13 protein-coding genes are annotated in these 15,533 nt (G+C 57.2%); 6 read left to right on the top strand and 7 right to left on the bottom strand.

The window, feature by feature from the left end:
• Positions 1-212: 212 nt before the first annotated feature.
• Positions 213-1,973, top strand: a complete 1,761-nt coding sequence (locus tag EQV96_RS16755; protein ID WP_094999549.1) for a cation:proton antiporter — start codon at positions 213-215, stop codon at positions 1,971-1,973.
• Positions 1,974-2,068: 95 nt separating this feature from the next.
• Here EQV96_RS16755 and EQV96_RS16760 read toward each other — a convergent pair whose 3' ends face one another.
• From EQV96_RS16760 to uvrD, 3 genes are all read right to left on the bottom strand, one after another.
• Positions 2,069-2,476 (bottom strand): SMI1/KNR4 family protein, encoded by a 408-nt coding sequence (locus tag EQV96_RS16760; RefSeq protein WP_016782918.1) that lies wholly within the window; start codon positions 2,474-2,476, stop codon positions 2,069-2,071.
• Between the two features lie 133 nt (positions 2,477-2,609).
• Positions 2,610-3,455 (bottom strand): TIM44-like domain-containing protein, encoded by an 846-nt coding sequence (locus EQV96_RS16765; protein WP_094999548.1) that lies wholly within the window; start codon positions 3,453-3,455, stop codon positions 2,610-2,612.
• Positions 3,456-3,718: 263 nt separating this feature from the next.
• Positions 3,719-5,902, bottom strand: coding sequence for a DNA helicase II (gene uvrD / locus EQV96_RS16770; protein ID WP_094999547.1), 2,184 nt, complete (start codon positions 5,900-5,902; stop codon positions 3,719-3,721).
• Between the two features lie 193 nt (positions 5,903-6,095).
• Between uvrD and EQV96_RS16775 the strand changes: the two genes are divergently transcribed.
• The 3 genes from EQV96_RS16775 (at position 6,096) to EQV96_RS16785 (ending at position 9,077) form a co-directional block, all read left to right on the top strand.
• Positions 6,096-7,631 carry an EAL domain-containing protein gene (locus tag EQV96_RS16775; protein WP_133144667.1) on the top strand — a complete coding sequence of 512 codons (1,536 nt, stop codon included), beginning with the start codon at positions 6,096-6,098 and terminating at the stop codon, positions 7,629-7,631.
• Between the two features lie 157 nt (positions 7,632-7,788).
• Positions 7,789-8,655 carry a transcriptional regulator HexR gene (gene hexR / locus EQV96_RS16780; RefSeq protein ID WP_094999545.1) on the top strand — a complete coding sequence of 289 codons (867 nt, stop codon included), beginning with the start codon at positions 7,789-7,791 and terminating at the stop codon, positions 8,653-8,655.
• Between the two features lie 209 nt (positions 8,656-8,864).
• Complete coding sequence (locus EQV96_RS16785; RefSeq protein WP_094999544.1) at positions 8,865-9,077, top strand: hypothetical protein; 213 nt, start codon at positions 8,865-8,867, stop codon at positions 9,075-9,077.
• Here the strand turns inward: EQV96_RS16785 and EQV96_RS16790 are convergent.
• Positions 9,019-9,981, bottom strand: coding sequence for a LysR family transcriptional regulator (locus tag EQV96_RS16790; protein WP_094999543.1), 963 nt, complete (start codon positions 9,979-9,981; stop codon positions 9,019-9,021). The two genes, EQV96_RS16785 and EQV96_RS16790, sit on opposite strands and share 59 nt — an antisense overlap.
• A 190-nt stretch (positions 9,982-10,171) precedes the next feature.
• On the opposite strand from EQV96_RS16790, the gene EQV96_RS16795 reads away from it, so the two are divergent.
• Positions 10,172-11,587: an acetyl-CoA carboxylase biotin carboxylase subunit gene (locus EQV96_RS16795; RefSeq protein ID WP_016782925.1), complete on the top strand. Its 1,416-nt coding sequence runs from the start codon at positions 10,172-10,174 to the stop codon at positions 11,585-11,587.
• A gap of 11 nt (positions 11,588-11,598) precedes the next feature.
• On the top strand, positions 11,599-13,407 hold the full coding sequence (gene oadA, locus EQV96_RS16800; protein ID WP_094999542.1) for a sodium-extruding oxaloacetate decarboxylase subunit alpha: 1,809 nt from the start codon (positions 11,599-11,601) through the stop codon (positions 13,405-13,407).
• A gap of 341 nt (positions 13,408-13,748) precedes the next feature.
• Here oadA and EQV96_RS16805 read toward each other — a convergent pair whose 3' ends face one another.
• Genes EQV96_RS16805 through EQV96_RS16815 form a run of 3 tightly spaced genes read right to left on the bottom strand, consistent with a single transcriptional unit; the run spans position 13,749 to position 15,529 of the window.
• Complete coding sequence (locus tag EQV96_RS16805; RefSeq protein ID WP_240882200.1) at positions 13,749-14,429, bottom strand: GNAT family protein; 681 nt, start codon at positions 14,427-14,429, stop codon at positions 13,749-13,751.
• Positions 14,430-14,443: 14 nt separating this feature from the next.
• On the bottom strand, positions 14,444-14,893 hold the full coding sequence (locus tag EQV96_RS16810; protein WP_240882201.1) for a GNAT family N-acetyltransferase: 450 nt from the start codon (positions 14,891-14,893) through the stop codon (positions 14,444-14,446).
• 6 nt (positions 14,894-14,899) lie between these two features.
• Complete coding sequence (locus EQV96_RS16815) at positions 14,900-15,529, bottom strand: FMN-binding negative transcriptional regulator (RefSeq protein WP_095023132.1); 630 nt, start codon at positions 15,527-15,529, stop codon at positions 14,900-14,902.
• Positions 15,530-15,533: the final 4 nt, after the last annotated feature.

Consider the following 15,533-nt stretch of genomic DNA (forward strand, 5'->3'; position numbering starts at 1 on the left):
ATTAACGGGACGCTGCCGTGTTGGCTGCCGTCACGCTTATCTCTATCTGTTTCCATATATTGCACCGCCTTTCTGTCGCAAGTCGCGGTGTTAACCTGCAAAAGTCCGTTAGTCGGATACTTCCTACATTTTAAACAGTCGATACGCGCGGCCTGACAGGCTGTGTCTGTCGTCATGTTGCCTGGTGAATATCAAACAAGGAGTGCCACGCCATGCATGCCATCAGTTTTATTCAGGATCTGGCAGTCATCATGCTGGTCGCAGGTGTGGTGACGATTCTTTTCCACAGGTTCAAACAGCCGGTGGTACTGGGCTATATCGTTGCAGGTTTTATTATCGGCCCGCACACCCCGCCGTTTGGCCTGATTCACGATGAAGAAACGATCAAAACCCTGGCTGAGCTGGGGGTGATCTTTTTGATGTTCTGTCTGGGGCTGGAGTTCAGCCTGCGCAAGTTGTTCAAGGTCGGGGCCACAGCCTTTATCGCAGCGTTTATGGAAATCACGCTGATGATCTGGATTGGTTATGAAATTGGCCGCTGGTTCGACTGGAACACCATGGATTCGCTGTTTCTGGGCGCCATCCTGGCCATTTCATCTACCACCATCATCGTCAAGGCCCTCAACGACCTCAAGATGAAAAACGAGCGCTTTGCCCAGCTGATTTTTGGCGTGCTGATCGTTGAAGATATTTTGGGTATCGGGATTATTGCGCTGCTGTCGAGCATTGCGGTCAGCGGCAGCGTCAGCCCCGAAGAGGTTTTTTCGACCGTCGGTAAATTGTCATTGTTTATGATCGTGGCGTTGGTTATCGGCATTTTGCTGGTGCCGCGTGTGCTGGCGTATGTAGCCCGATTCGAAAGCAATGAAATGCTGCTGATCACTGTGCTGGGCCTGTGTTTTGGCTTTTGCCTGCTGGTGGTCAAGCTGGAATACAGCATGGTGCTCGGGGCGTTTTTGATCGGTGCAATCATGGCCGAATCGCGTCAGTTACTGAAAATCGAGCGCCTGATTGAACCGGTGCGTGATTTGTTCAGTGCAATATTCTTTGTCGCCATCGGGTTGATGCTCGACCCGGCCATCCTGCTGGAGTACGCGCTGCCAATTGTGGTGATCACTATCGCCGTGGTACTGGGCAAGATGCTCTCCTGCGGTTTGGGGGCCTTTATCGCAGGCAATGATGGACGTACCTCGCTGCGAGTCGGAATGGGGCTTTCGCAGATTGGGGAGTTTTCTTTCATTATCGCGGCGCTGGGTATGACATTGCAGGTCACCAGCAGCTTCCTGTACCCCGTAGCAGTGGCCGTCTCCGTATTGACCACCCTGATGACCCCTTACCTGATTCGCGCCGCAGACCCGCTCTCGCTCAAGCTGGCACAGGTGGTGCCTGGTCGCTTGTCACGGGTGTTGGGGTTATATGGCGAATGGCTGCGCAGTATTCAGCCACAGGGCGAAGGGGCGTTGTTGGCGGCCATGATTCGCAAGATCTTGCTGCAAGTTGGGGTCAATCTGGCCCTGGTCATCGCTATTTTCTTTGCCGGCGGTTATTTCGCACCGCGCATCGGCCGTTATTTGCAGGGCTGGATTCTGGAGCCGAGCTGGCAAAAAGGGATGATCTGGGGGGCTGCTTTGCTGCTGTCGTTGCCGTTCCTGATTGCGGCGTATCGCAAGCTCAAGGCGCTTTCGATGCTACTGGCCGAGATGGGGGTCAAGCCGGAAATGGCAGGGCGCCATACGCAGCGCGTGCGCCGGGTGATCTCGGAAGTCATCCCGATTCTGTCGTTGCTGGTGATTTTTCTGCTGCTGTCGGCCTTGTCGGCAAGCATCCTGCCCACCAACGAGTTGCTGATGGTGATTGCGGTGGTGGCGGCGGGGGTTGCGGCGCTGTTGTGGCGCTGGTTTATCCGGATTCACACGCGCATGCAGGTTGCACTGCTGGAAACGCTGGATAACCACAAGGAGGGGGGCCACTGACAGCCCGCTGACCAAAGGCTGGAAAGCGGGGATGCCCGGGGGCTGTTGAGGTTTCGTTGTGGCTCACAACGAAACGTCAACCAACCCTGGAGGTATCAGCTTTCCAGCCAGACGTCGCGCGCCCAGTGCCAGACCGATTCCCAGGTTTCTTCAGTGACGAGTTCTTCTTCGCCGGACCACAGCACCACGGTGCCGTCTTCTTCCACGCAGTAGTAGTCGTCGCCGTCCTGGCAAATAGGGATCAGGCTGCGATCAACGCCAGCATCCCAGGCATTTGCCGCCACTTCCGGCAGATAGGTGTGCGATTGTGGATCGGTCACTGTGACCGGCTCCAGGCTGCCATACACCACGTCACTGACGGTCAGCAGAAATTCTCTGAAGACAAATGGAATATCGATGAACAGCTGTTCTTCGATTTCCACCAACTGGTCTTCTTCAGGCAGTTCCAGGGGAACCGGTACAGGCTCGTTTTTTTCGCGTAGCTCTTCAATAATCTCTTCCACGACCTCATCCTCATGCTCTATGGCGCGGTTTATATGACGCGCTTTATACAGTAGCTCGTTATAAGTGCAATCGTGAAATGCAAAGCCCCGGACAAGTCCGGGGCTTTGGTAAACGCATGTGTAACTCGCAGGGTTAGCCGTTCTGGCGGATACCTGCCACCAGCCAAGGCTGGTTGTCGCCTTGCTGACGTTCCATGTTCCAGCTTTCGCTGAAGGCTTCGCCCTGGTCAAAGCGCGAGTTTTTCGACACGCCGCTGAAGGTCAGGGTTGCAATGGTTTTGTCTGCGCGATCGTCCAGGCCGTCCAGTTGCACGGTCAGGTTGTCGATGTAGGTGGACTGGAAGCCATCACCCAGCTCAGCGCGTTCACGCTTGAGGAAGTCGAGCATCTGCGGGGTCACGAACTCGGCGATCTTGTCCATTTCGTTGGCATCCCAGTGCTGTTGCAGGGACTGGAAATGGTTGCGCGCGGCTTCCAGGAAGTTTTGCTCGTTGAACCAGGCTGGAGCGTTGATCACCGGACGTGCTGCAGGGGCAGCCGAACCACCGAAGATCGAAGCAGCAGGCTTGGCGTCGAACGCTTCGCGTTGCATGGGTGCGTGGCCAGCAGGGGCCATCATGTCAGCTTGTTTGCGACGACGGGCCGCGATAAAGCGGAAGATCAGGAAGGCGATAACCGCCATGATCAGGATGTCGAAGAACTGCATGCCCTGGAAGCCGCCGCCCATGAACATGGACGCCAGCAGGCCACCGGCAGCGAGGCCGGCCAGAGGGCCGAGCCAGCGCGAAGCACCGCCGGCCTTGGCTGCGGCGCCTGCGGCACCGGCAGCCGCCGGGGCTGCAGCTGGAGCAGCTTGACGCGTTTGGTGGCTAGGCGCTGCACCCGCGCTTTTGCCGCCACCGAAGCGCTTGGCGTTCGCGTCGATGCTCATCGTCAAGCCGATGCACAACGCCATGGCGATGCTAAGAAAACGTTTCATAAGGGGTTCCCATTTGTGGATATCACGCGCGCCATGTTGCACAGATGAGTTGTGACTGGCTAGCGGTGAAGTGTTTCGGGCTTTTGCTTATTTGTTTGTAGGGCTAGGATTTATTTTGCGTAGGAGAACATGTGGGAGCGAGCCTGCTCGCGAAAGCGGTGTATCAGCCAACAATAATATTGACTGATGTGCTCTCTTCGCGAGCAGGCTCGCTCCCACAGCGGTTTGTCTTACCTTATTCCCGCCAAGCTGTCGGGTTGCTGTCAGACCGCCTCAAGTTTGGCGTAGCCCATCATCAGCCATTTGCTGCCTTCGCTGAAGTTGACCTGTACCCGTGCCTGGGCACCTGCACCCTCGAAATTGAGGATGACGCCTTCGCCGAAGACCGCATGCTTGACCATCTGGCCGAGCTTGAATTCGGTTTCGGGAATCTCCGAACCACCAAACAGGGTGCTGGCGCTCTGCTTTTGACCGCCGCCGAAAGGACGACTGACACTGTTGGATAGTCGGACTTCCTGGATCAGACCCTTTGGTACTTCGCGTACGAAGCGTGAAACCTTATTGTAGGTTTCGCTGCCGTACAGGCGTCGGGTTTCTGCGTAGGTCATCACCAGGTTTTGCATGGCGCGGGTAATGCCTACGTAGGCCAGGCGTCGTTCCTCTTCGAGGCGACCGGGCTCTTCCAGGCTCATTTTGTGCGGGAACAGGCCTTCTTCCATGCCTACCAGGAACACGTACGGGAACTCCAGGCCTTTGGCGCTGTGCAGCGTCATCAGCTGAATACCGTCTTCATGCTCTTCGGCCTGGGTATCGCCAGCCTCCAGTGAGGCATGCCCGAGGAAGGCGGCCAATGGCGACAGCTCTTCGTCTTCGTCATTGTTCTCAAAGTTGCGTGCTGCGCTGACCAGCTCCTCAAGGTTTTCTACCCGGGCCTGGCCTTTTTCGCCTTTTTCCGCCTGATGGTAGGCAATCAGCCCGCTTTGCTCGATCACGGTTTGCGTCATCAGATGCAGAGGCATGTCCATGACTTTTGCCGCGAGGTTTTCGATCAGTTCCATAAAGCCGGCAATGGCACCCGAAGCACGGCCCGGCAGGGCTTTATTGGCGATCAGCTGGCGCATTGCTTCCCACATCGACACGTCGCTGTGACGTGCGTGTTCGCGAATGGCTTCGACGGTTTTTTCGCCAATGCCGCGGGCAGGTACGTTAATCACCCGCTCCAGCGCCGCATCATTGCCGCGACCTTCGAGCAGGCGCATATAGGCCATGGCATTTTTGATTTCCGCGCGTTCGAAGAAGCGCTGGCCACCATAGATGCGGTAAGGGATGCGCTCGCGCAGCAAGGCTTCTTCAAGCACTCGCGACTGGGCGTTGGAACGGTACAAGATGGCGATATCGCTATGGGCGATGCCGGTTTTCAGAGCGCTTTCGATGGTTTCGACCACGTAGCGCGCTTCGTCATGTTCGTTGAACGCGGCGTACAGATTGATGGCTTCGCCTTCGCCGCCGTCAGTCCACAGCTCTTTGCCCATGCGCCCGGTGTTGTTGGCAATCAGGGCATTGGCCGCTTTGAGGATGCCCGCCGTGGAGCGGTAATTTTGCTCCAGACGAATGGTCTCGGCATCCGGGAAGTCGGTTGAGTACTGATAGATGTTTTCGATTTTTGCGCCGCGCCAGCCGTAGATCGACTGGTCGTCATCACCGACCACCATCAGGCTGTCGCCGCCCTGGGCCAGCAACCGCAGCCAGGCATATTGCACGGCGTTGGTATCCTGGAATTCGTCTACCAGGATGTGCCGGAAGCGTTTCTGGTAATGCGCCAGCAAGCCCGGGTTGTCGCGCCACAAATCAAGGGCACGCAGCAGCAGCTCGGAAAAATCGATCACACCGGCGCGTTGGCACGCGACCTCATAGGCCTCGTAAATATTGCGCATGGTGGCCAGGAACAAGTCGCCGCTGGCCTGGATATGTTTGGGGCGAAGGCCTTCGTCTTTTTGACCGTTGATAAACCACTGGGCCTGACGTACGGGCCAGCGCTGTTCATCCAGCCCCAGCTCACGGATCACACGCTTGACCAGGCGTTGCTGGTCGTCGCTGTCGAGGATCTGGAATGTCTGGCTAAGGCCGGCTTCTTGCCAGTGAGCCCGCAGCAGACGGTGAGCCAGGCCGTGGAAGGTGCCGACCCACATGCCTGCCGGGTTGATACCCATCAACTGCTCGATGCGGTGGCGCATCTCGGCAGCGGCCTTGTTGGTGAACGTCACCGACAGCACGGAGTGCGGGGACGCGTTTTCGACCTGGATCAGCCAGGCGATACGGTGCACCAGCACACGGGTTTTGCCGGAACCAGCGCCGGCCAGGACCAACTGACGCCCGACACTGGCCGTGACGGCCTGACGTTGGGCATCGTTGAGAGAATTTAACAAGAGAGAGAGATCATCGCGCATCGGGGCATTTTAGGGGCTGTTGGTGTTTCATTGCTAGCTGCGTGGCCGCCTTGGGCCGAGCGGTCAAAAAGCCGGACAATAAATGTGCCTGGCTGATTTCATTCATTTAATAGCGCCTGTGCGTTTGGTCACGGGCATTGCTTGTGTATGCTCGGGCGACTTTTTGGCTCATCTACTGATAAGAATTTCGCCGATGGTTCAGAGTTTAAATTCGCCGGGTGTTTTTTTCGGCATAGGCATCGGTTTTTTCCTGCTGGCGGGCGGTCTGGGATGGCAGGTCAAGCGGATCAGGCAACGGCGCATGGTGCGCCGCTTGCGGCATCAAGGTTTGCGCGAAGATTTGCAGCAAGCCAATGTCCGTAGTGAGCAACTCAATACCGAGCTTGCCTATGAGGTCGAGCAACGCCGTTTGAGCGAAGCGCGGGTGCGCCACCTGACCCGTTTTGATGAGCTGACCGGGCTGGCCAACCGCCTTCTGTTCAAGGAACGCCTGGAGGAGGCTAGCCAGCGTGTACGCCAGGGCTCGTGCAACCTGACGTTGCTGCACATCAATCTCGATCGTTTCAAATTGCTCAATGACAATTTCGGGCATGAGCTGGCGGACCATGTGCTGCAAAAAATGGCCGAACGCATCACCAAGGCCTTGCCTGAGGCCGACACCATTGCGCGCCTGTCGGGTGATGAATTTGCAGTGCTGTTTGATGCCTATAACAGCCTGACCAGCCTGGCGCGGGTCGCGACCCGGCTGCTGGACAAGCTCGGTCGGCCGCTGGTGGTGGATGGCCATGAGTTGGTCATCAGTGTGTCAATGGGCATCAGCATGTTGCCCGACAGCGCGCGCGATATTGCCAGCCTGGTCCATCATGCCAACAAGGCCATGCAGCAGGCCAAGCACCTGGGCGGCGGCAGGTTTCAGTTCTACAGTGACAGCCTGCATGGCAGCTCCCTTGAACGGCTGCAGCTGGAAAACCAACTGCGCAAAGCCATTAGCGAACGCCAGCTCAACGTGTTCTATCAACCCAAGCTGTGCCTGGCCACAGGGCGTCTGCACGCCGCCGAAGCGTTGGTGCGCTGGGATCACCCGCAACTGGGTAATGTGCCGCCAGGCAACTTTATTGTCCTTGCCGAAGAGACCGGCCTGATCAGCGCCATCGGTGAATTTGTACTGCGCGAAGCCTGCCGGCAAGCGTGTGAATGGCAACGAGCAGGGCTGGCGCCAATACGGGTATCGGTGAACTTGTCGGGGCATCAGTTGCGCCAGGGCAAGCTGGTCAGCCTGGTGCGCCAGGTACTTGAAGAAACCGGGCTGGCGCCGCACTGCCTGGAACTGGAACTGACAGAAAGCCAGTTGCTCGACAATGTTGAATACGTCATCGCTACCTTCCAGCAATTGCATGAACTGGGGGTGAAGCTGGCAATCGATGATTTTGGCACCGGCTATTCATCGCTCAGTTACCTCAAGCGATTTGCGGTGGATTACGTAAAAATCGATAAAACGTTTATTCACGGCGTGGGTCGTTGCAGCGAAGACGAGGCCATCACCCTCGCAATTATTGCCATGGCCCACAGTCTGGGCCTTAAAGTGGTGGCAGAAGGCGTTGAAAACGAGGCGCAGCTGGCATTTCTCAAGACTCGCCAGTGCGACGAAGTGCAGGGCTATTTGATCAGTCGTCCGATAAACGCAGTGCAATTCAGCGATTTACTGCGTAACGGTGTAGTGGTTTTGTAGTGCCAAAAAGGGCTACATGGCCCTCAGGCGGCTTGAATCAAGGGAGATAACTGGATAGTTGATGGCGTATTGGCTGGGCAGAAAACGAATTCTTGTAGTATAACTACAAGATTGCTACATCCCCGGCGCCCGCCGCTTACAGACCGAGTCCTGCCCTTTGAACCTGCTGCAACATATTGCCCAGTCACGCCACCTGTTACGTAAATCGGAACTCAAGGTCGCCGATCACGTGCTGCTTGATCCTGCGGCTGTAATGCACAGTTCCATGGCCGACCTTGCCCACAGTGTCGGAATCAGCGAGCCGACCATCGTGCGTTTTTGCCGGGCGATAGGCTGTTCCGGGTTTCAGGACCTGAAGCTCAAGCTGGCGCAAAGCCTGGCGGCCGGTGCCAGTTTTGGTCAGTTCGCGATCCATGAAGACGATTCGGTAGCGGACTACAGCCTGAAAATTTTCGACACCACGCTGCATACCTTGATGGACGTGCGCGAGAAGCTCGATCCGATAGCGCTGCAGCGTGCCGTGACGGCCATGTCGCAAGCGCAACGTGTCGAGTTTTATGGGTTTGGTGCCTCGGGCGCGGTTGCGGCGGATGCCCAGCACAAGTTTTTCCGTCTGTTGCTGACCGCGGCGGCCTATTCCGACCCGCATATGCAAGCGATGTCGGCCGTGACCTTGAAGCCTACCGACGTGGCGATCTGCATTTCCCAGTCGGGCCGTTCCAAAGACTTGCTGATCACCGCCAACCTGGTGCGTGAAAGCGGCGCGACCCTGATTACCTTGTGCCCGAGCCAGACGCCGCTGGCGGAGCTGGCAACCGTCAATCTGGCGATCGATGTGCATGAAGACACCGAAATCTATACCCCGCTGACCTCGCGTATTGCCCACCTGGTAGTGATTGACGTGTTGGCAATGGGTGTTGCCATGGCCCGAGGCCCGAGCCTGGTCAACCACCTCAAGAGCGTCAAGCGCAGCCTGCGCAGCTTGCGCCTGTCGCCTAAATCACTGAAAAGCCACGAAGATTAAAAGCGCACAACATCTTCTGTGGGAGCGGGCTTGCTCGCGATAGGGAATGCCGCCGTGTGACAGACACACCGCAGCGCCTGAATCGCGAGCAAGCCCGCTCCCACGCAGAGCTCACATTCAGCGTTCATCCCCCTGTCATCCCACCTTCGCCAAGTCGTCATAAACAAGGTGCATCGTAAAGCTCCCGTACACGCCTTGGGAGACTCGAAATGGCTCAGCCTTACGAAGAACGCAATAGCGCCGTCAAAACCCGCCGTCAGCAAGAAGACCAGCGCCGCATGGCCTTCCGTCGCGCGATTGAAGACCATACGAGCCAGCGCCAACTGCGTCTGGAAACCTCTGATTACCCTGACCTGGGGTCGATCAACTACTGGCAGTCTGCGTCGGCAAGTGACCGTCGAAGCGCTCAACCAACGCGCTGATTTGCAGGCGCTCACTGCGAATAAACCCCAGAAATGCATGCGCCACCGGTGACAGGCGCTTGGCCTTGGCCTGCACCACGCACCAGCTGCGATACAGCGGCAACTCCTCGACCGGCAGTTCGCACAGCAGGCCGGTCGCCAGCTCCAGGCTGACGGCGTGGCGGGTCAATAACGCCACGCCCAACCCGGCTACCGCGCACTCGCGCTGCGACTCGTTGGACGACACTTCCAGCGTCTGATTGAAGTGCACGCGCTTTTCCTTGAAATACTCCTCACACGCCATGCGCGTGCCCGAACCCTGCTCGCGCATCAGCAAGGTATAAGGCTCCAGATCCTGCAAATGCAGCGGACCCCGGTTGCACAACGGATGATCAGCGGGAGCCACGGCCACAATCGGGTTGTTCAGAAACGGCAAGAATTCCAGGCCCATGTCCTGGGGCACCATCGACATGATCACCAGATCATCGCGGTTATCTGACAGCCGACGAACGGCCTGCGCCCGGTTGACCACCGTCAGTTGCAAATTGACTTCCGGATGCTGGCGCTTGAAGGCCGCAAACAGATGCGGCACAAAATATTTCGCGCTCGACTCTACGGCCAGTTTCAACTGGCCTTGCAATGACCCGAGCATGTCGGAAAGTTGCATGTCGAGGTTTTCCAGCCGGCCGAAAATATCCCGACTGGCCAACTGAAGCGCTTCAGCGGCTTCGGTCATGTACAGCTTTTTGCCGACGTACTCGAACAATGGTTGGCCAACCAGCTCTTCAAGCTGACGAATTTGTAGACTTACGGCGGGTTGCGTCAGCGACATTTCTTCTGCTGCGCGGCTGTAAGAACGCAAATCACAGACTTCGTTAAACACCTGTAATTGGCGAAAAGTGATACGCATCAATGACTTACGCATTTTTATAAAATTATCCGAAGCGACAAGTGATCTGACTATAAGTTGTTACTTATGCACGACCCAAGAATTATTGATTTTTGTTTATCACTGCGTGGGTCTAGTGTGACGACACAACGGTTCAGACACATTTGGACACGTGCCGACCTGGTCTAGCAGGTCGTTTGTTCCATAGGCTTTAGGGAAAATCCAAGTGATAAAAAAGATCCTGATCGCCAACCGCGGAGAAATCGCCGTCCGCATCGTGCGTGCCTGCGCCGAGATGGGGATTCGCTCTGTAGCGGTCTATTCCGAAGCTGATCGGCATGCCTTGCACGTCAAGCGCGCCGACGAAGCACACAATATCGGCGAAGACCCGCTGGCCGGTTATTTGAATCCGCGCAAGCTGGTGAACCTGGCGGTTGAAACCGGTTGTGATGCTCTGCATCCCGGTTACGGTTTTTTGTCAGAAAACGCTGAGTTGGCTGATATCTGCGCCGAGCGCGGGATCAAGTTCATCGGTCCGGCCGCTGAAGTCATTCGCCGTATGGGCGACAAGACTGAAGCGCGTCGCAGCATGATCAAGGCCGGTGTGCCGGTCACGCCGGGCACTGAAGGCAACGTTGCCGACATCCACGAAGCCTTGATTGAAGGCGAACGCATTGGCTACCCGGTGATGCTCAAGGCCACCTCGGGTGGTGGCGGTCGCGGCATTCGTCGCTGCAACAGCCGTGAAGAACTCGAGCAAGCCTTCCCGCGGGTGATCTCGGAAGCGACCAAGGCCTTTGGTTCGGCCGAAGTGTTCCTCGAAAAATGCATCGTCAACCCCAAGCATATCGAGGCGCAAATTCTCGGCGACAGCTTTGGCAACGTGGTGCATCTGTTTGAGCGCGACTGCTCGATCCAGCGTCGCAACCAAAAGCTGATCGAAATCGCCCCGAGCCCGCAGCTGACCCCGGAACAGCGTGCCTATATCGGCGACCTGTCTGTGCGCGCAGCCAAGGCCGTGGGTTACGAGAACGCCGGTACCGTGGAGTTCCTGCTCGCCGAGGGCGAGGTGTACTTCATGGAGATGAACACTCGGGTGCAGGTGGAGCACACCATCACCGAAGAAATTACCGGCATCGACATTGTTCGTGAACAGATTCGTATCGCCTCTGGCCTGCCGCTCTCGATCAAGCAGGAAGACGTGCAGCATCGCGGCTTTGCCCTGCAGTTCCGGATCAACGCCGAAGACCCGAAAAACAACTTCCTGCCCAGTTTCGGCAAGATCACCCGTTACTACGCGCCCGGCGGCCCCGGTGTACGTACCGACACGGCGATCTACACCGGCTATACCATCCCGCCGTATTACGACTCCATGTGTCTGAAACTGGTGGTGTGGGCCCTGACCTGGGAAGAAGCGATGGACCGTGGTTTGCGCGCCCTCGACGACATGCGTCTGCAAGGGGTCAAAACCACCGCCGCGTATTACCAGGAAATCCTGCGTAACCCGGAATTCCGTAGTGGTCAGTTCAACACCAGCTTCGTAGAAAGCCACCCTGAGCTGACCAACTATTCGATCAAGCGCAAACCCGAAGAGTTGGCCCTGGCCATCGCTGCCGCCATCGCCGCCCACGCAGGCCTGTGAGGAAAAGAATAATGAGCAAGAAGATTTTCGTAACTGACACCATCCTGCGTGACGCCCACCAGTCGCTGCTGGCCACCCGCATGCGCACTGAAGACATGCTGCCGATCTGCGACAAGCTCGACAAAGTCGGCTACTGGTCGCTTGAAGTCTGGGGCGGCGCGACCTTTGATGCCTGCGTGCGTTTCCTCAAGGAAGATCCGTGGGAGCGTCTGCGCCAACTGCGTGCCGCCTTGCCCAACACGCGTCTGCAAATGTTGCTGCGCGGCCAGAACCTGCTGGGCTATCGCCATTACAGCGACGACGTGGTCAAAGCCTTCGTCGCCAAAGCAGCAGTCAACGGTATCGACGTGTTCCGCATCTTCGACGCCATGAACGACGTGCGTAACCTGCGTGTGGCCATCGAGGCGGTCAAAGCTGCCGGCAAGCATGCCCAGGGCACCATCGCCTATACCACCAGTCCGGTACATACCACCGAGGCGTTTGTGGCGCAGGCCAAGCAGATGGAAGCCATGGGCTGCGACTCGGTCGCCATCAAAGACATGGCTGGCCTGCTGACGCCGTACGCCACGGGCGAACTGGTCAAGGCGCTGAAAGCCGAAATCACTCTGCCGATCTTTATTCACTCCCATGACACCGCCGGTCTGGCTGCCATGTGCCAGCTCAAGGCTATCGAGAATGGCGCAGACCACATTGATACCGCGATCTCCAGCTTTGCGTGGGGCACCAGCCACCCGGGCACCGAGTCGATGGTTGCCGCGCTCAAAGGCAGTGAATACGACACCGGTCTCGATCTGTCGCTGCTGCAGGAAATTGGTATGTACTTCTACGCAGTGCGTAAGAAGTATCACCAGTTTGAAAGCGAATTCACCGCTGTTGATACCCGTGTTCAGGTTAACCAGGTGCCGGGCGGGATGATTTCCAACCTTGCCAACCAGCTCAAAGAGCAGGGTGCGCTGAACCGCATGAGCGAAGTGCTGGCCGAAATCCCGCGTGTGCGTGAAGACCTCGGTTACCCGCCGCTGGTAACACCGACGTCGCAAATTGTGGGTACTCAGGCATTCTTCAACGTATTGGCGGGTGAGCGTTACAAAACCATCACCAACGAAGTGAAGCTCTACCTGCAAGGCGGCTACGGCAAGGCGCCGGGCGTGGTCAACGAGCAACTGCGTCGTCAGGCCATTGGCAACGAAGAGCTGATCGACGTACGCCCTGCGGACCTGCTAAAGCCCGAAATGGTCAAGCTGCGTGCTGAAATTGGTGCCCTGGCCCAGTCGGAAGAAGACGTACTGACCTTCGCCATGTTCCCGGATATCGGTCGCAAGTTCCTTGAGGAGCGCGCTGCAGGCACTCTGACCCCAGAAGTGCTGCTGCCTATCCCTGAGGCTGGCGGTGTCACCAAGGCGAGCGGTGAGGGCGTGCCGACCGAGTTCGTGATCGACGTGCACGGTGAGAGCTATCGCGTTGACATCACCGGTGTGGGCGTCAAGGCTGAAGGCAAGCGTCACTTCTACCTGTCCATCGATGGCATGCCGGAAGAGGTGGTGTTCGAACCCCTCAACGAATTTGTTGGTGGCACCTCAAGCAAGCGCAAGCAGGCCAGCGAGCCAGGCCATGTGAGCACGGCAATGCCAGGCAACATCGTTGATGTACTGGTCGCTGTAGGCGATGTGGTCAAGGCGGGTCAGTCGGTACTGATCACCGAAGCGATGAAAATGGAAACTGAAGTCCAGGCCGGCATCGCAGGCAAAATCGTCACCATCCATGTAATCAAGGGCGATCGCGTTAATCCGGGTGAAATTCTGATCGAAATCGAAGCCTGATACTGTCTTTGATGTAAACGCTTTAAACCTCGGGGGGGCATGTGCTCCCCTTTTTTTTGCTCTTGAATTGAGGCTTTTTCGCAGGTTCGATTCAAGGAGTCTGGCGACGACAAGGCTGGAAAAGCGCCTGTAGCGCCTAGCAAGTAGGGCGAGGTGTGGTGTGCCCGTACGAGGCGTTAGACATAGGTCGCTGAGCCATGGTGTTTCAGGTGCATCGCGCTGCTACGAGTGTTTGCGCTTCTCCCTGTGCAACAGGGGTATCAAGCGGTCGCGTAGCGCAAATGTGTTTATTCCAAGCACAAAAACGCCCAGCAGTCCTTGCTGGGCGTATTGATCAAATTTTATACAACTGTGGCTCTGCATTCTTCCAGGGTCTTTATTTGGCCGCTTTCTGGTTGGTTATCCAATGCCAGCCATTTTTCGAAACCTGCCGCTAGTGGGGGCCATTCCGTACTAATAATGCTGTACCACGTGGTATCACGGTTTTTACCTTTAACCACCATATGCTGGCGGAAAACGCCTTCGTATGTGTACCCCAATCGTACTGCAGTACGCTTTGATCTTGCGTTATCGTTGTTGCACTTCCATTCCAGACGCCGGTTGCCCAGGGCGAAGGCTTCCTTGGCGAGCAGGTAGACCGCCTCCGTGCTTTTCGGTGAGCGTTGCATGGGTGCGCCAAAGGCGACGTGGCCGATCTCGATACGCCCGTGCTCCGGGACGATGCACATCAGGCTAAGCAAGCCTTGTGCCTCACCGCTGGGCTTGTCGATAACGGCATAGAAATGTGGATCACGGCTATCTGCATGCTTTTGCAGCCAAGCGTCAAAGGTCGGACGCTCGTTAAATGGACCGTAGGGCAGGTAGTCCCACAGCTTGGGATCGGCCTGCGGCCCTTGTAAGGCTAGCCATAGTTCATCGCCATGACGTTCGGGGTCGAGCTTTTCCAGACGAATGAATCGCCCTTCGAGGGTGCGGGTATCCGGGGTTTTAGCCGCCAGCCAACGTTCTAGAGAGTCGGGCATTGCGCGTTCCTTATTTATGACAAGGTTTTGCGAAACTGAATAAAGCCGGGGCGCTCGCCAATGCGCTCATACAACTGAATAGCCGTGGCGTTGGTTTCCTGGGTGAGCCAATGCACTTTGCAGCAGTCCTTGGCGCGGGCGGCTGCGTATACATGCTCGATTAACTGACGACCCACCCCCTTGCCGCGCACATCGGGACTGACAAACAGGTCTTGAAGATAGCAGGCGTCTTTGATGCTCCAGTTGGTGCGGTGATAAACGCACTGCACCATGCCCACCGCTTTGTCGTCTTGCCAGGCCAGGGCCAGGGTGGTCCGTTCTGCCGGGTCGAGAAAACGCGCCCAGGTGGATTGGCTGATTTCGTCGGACAGCTCGGTTTTGTAGAAGCGCAAGTAAGCTTGCCAAAGTGGTAGCCACTGTTCGCGATCGGTGGCGGTGGCAGGTTTGATCTGGATTTGAGCCATTTTCAGTTATTCCTTAACCATTAAATGAGCGAGTGCGTGGTCTTGCGGGTTGGGGTTGGCCAGCAGGCCCTGGCGTACACCAGCCTGGTCGCGGGCGTCGCGGTTCTGGCTGAGTTTGCGTTTGCCTTGCAGGCGGGTGATAGGCAGGCGAAAGCCCACAATGGCCTTGAGCATGCTGTCGACATAGTCGGCGGGGGCGTCGCTGACAGCCCAGGGCGCGGGGCGATTGGCTTCCTGCCTGTCGCTCAGGCGGCTGACCAGTGCCAGCAAACGTTCGGCATCATCGAACACCTCGGCCATGCCATAAGCGTGTACGGCCAGGTAATTCCAGGTGGGTACGGCTTTTCCGTGGTCGGCCTTGCCTGGGTAAAAGGTCGGGCTGATATAGGCCTGTTCGCCGGCAAAGATCACCAGTGCTTCCGTGCCTTGGGCCAGGTCCTGCCAGTGTGGATTGGCCCGGGCCAGGTGCCCGTACAATGTGCCGCACGGGCCTTCGTCGGGGTTCAACAGCATAGGCACATGACTGGCGAGCAGGCCCTGGCTGGCATGTGTGACCAGCACGGGCAGGGGGGAGGCCTGCATCTGCTGGTGCAGGATTTTAATGTCGTCTACGGCGAAGGCGCGGGGTACGTACATGGAA

Origin of the sequence: Pseudomonas sp. TMW22080, assembly GCF_022496745.1 — a bacterium.
GTDB classification, from domain to species: Bacteria; Pseudomonadota; Gammaproteobacteria; order Pseudomonadales; family Pseudomonadaceae; genus Aquipseudomonas; species Aquipseudomonas bubulae.

What these genes read in the sequence shown, in the direction of transcription:
- EQV96_RS16775 (WP_133144667.1), top strand. Translation starts at nt 6,096, where the DNA reads ATGGTTCAGAGTTTAAATTCGCCGGGTGTTTTTTTCGGCATAGGCATC.
- uvrD (WP_094999547.1), bottom strand. Translation starts at nt 5,902, where the DNA reads ATGCGCGATGATCTCTCTCTCTTGTTAAATTCTCTCAACGATGCCCAA.
- EQV96_RS16810 (WP_240882201.1), bottom strand. Translation starts at nt 14,893, where the DNA reads ATGGCTCAAATCCAGATCAAACCTGCCACCGCCACCGATCGCGAACAG.
- EQV96_RS16805 (WP_240882200.1), bottom strand. Translation starts at nt 14,429, where the DNA reads ATGCCCGACTCTCTAGAACGTTGGCTGGCGGCTAAAACCCCGGATACC.
- EQV96_RS16815 (WP_095023132.1), bottom strand. Translation starts at nt 15,529, where the DNA reads ATGTACGTACCCCGCGCCTTCGCCGTAGACGACATTAAAATCCTGCAC.
- EQV96_RS16755 (WP_094999549.1), top strand. Translation starts at nt 213, where the DNA reads ATGCATGCCATCAGTTTTATTCAGGATCTGGCAGTCATCATGCTGGTC.
- oadA (WP_094999542.1), top strand. Translation starts at nt 11,599, where the DNA reads ATGAGCAAGAAGATTTTCGTAACTGACACCATCCTGCGTGACGCCCAC.
- EQV96_RS16765 (WP_094999548.1), bottom strand. Translation starts at nt 3,455, where the DNA reads ATGAAACGTTTTCTTAGCATCGCCATGGCGTTGTGCATCGGCTTGACG.
- EQV96_RS16785 (WP_094999544.1), top strand. Translation starts at nt 8,865, where the DNA reads ATGGCTCAGCCTTACGAAGAACGCAATAGCGCCGTCAAAACCCGCCGT.
- EQV96_RS16790 (WP_094999543.1), bottom strand. Translation starts at nt 9,981, where the DNA reads ATGCGTAAGTCATTGATGCGTATCACTTTTCGCCAATTACAGGTGTTT.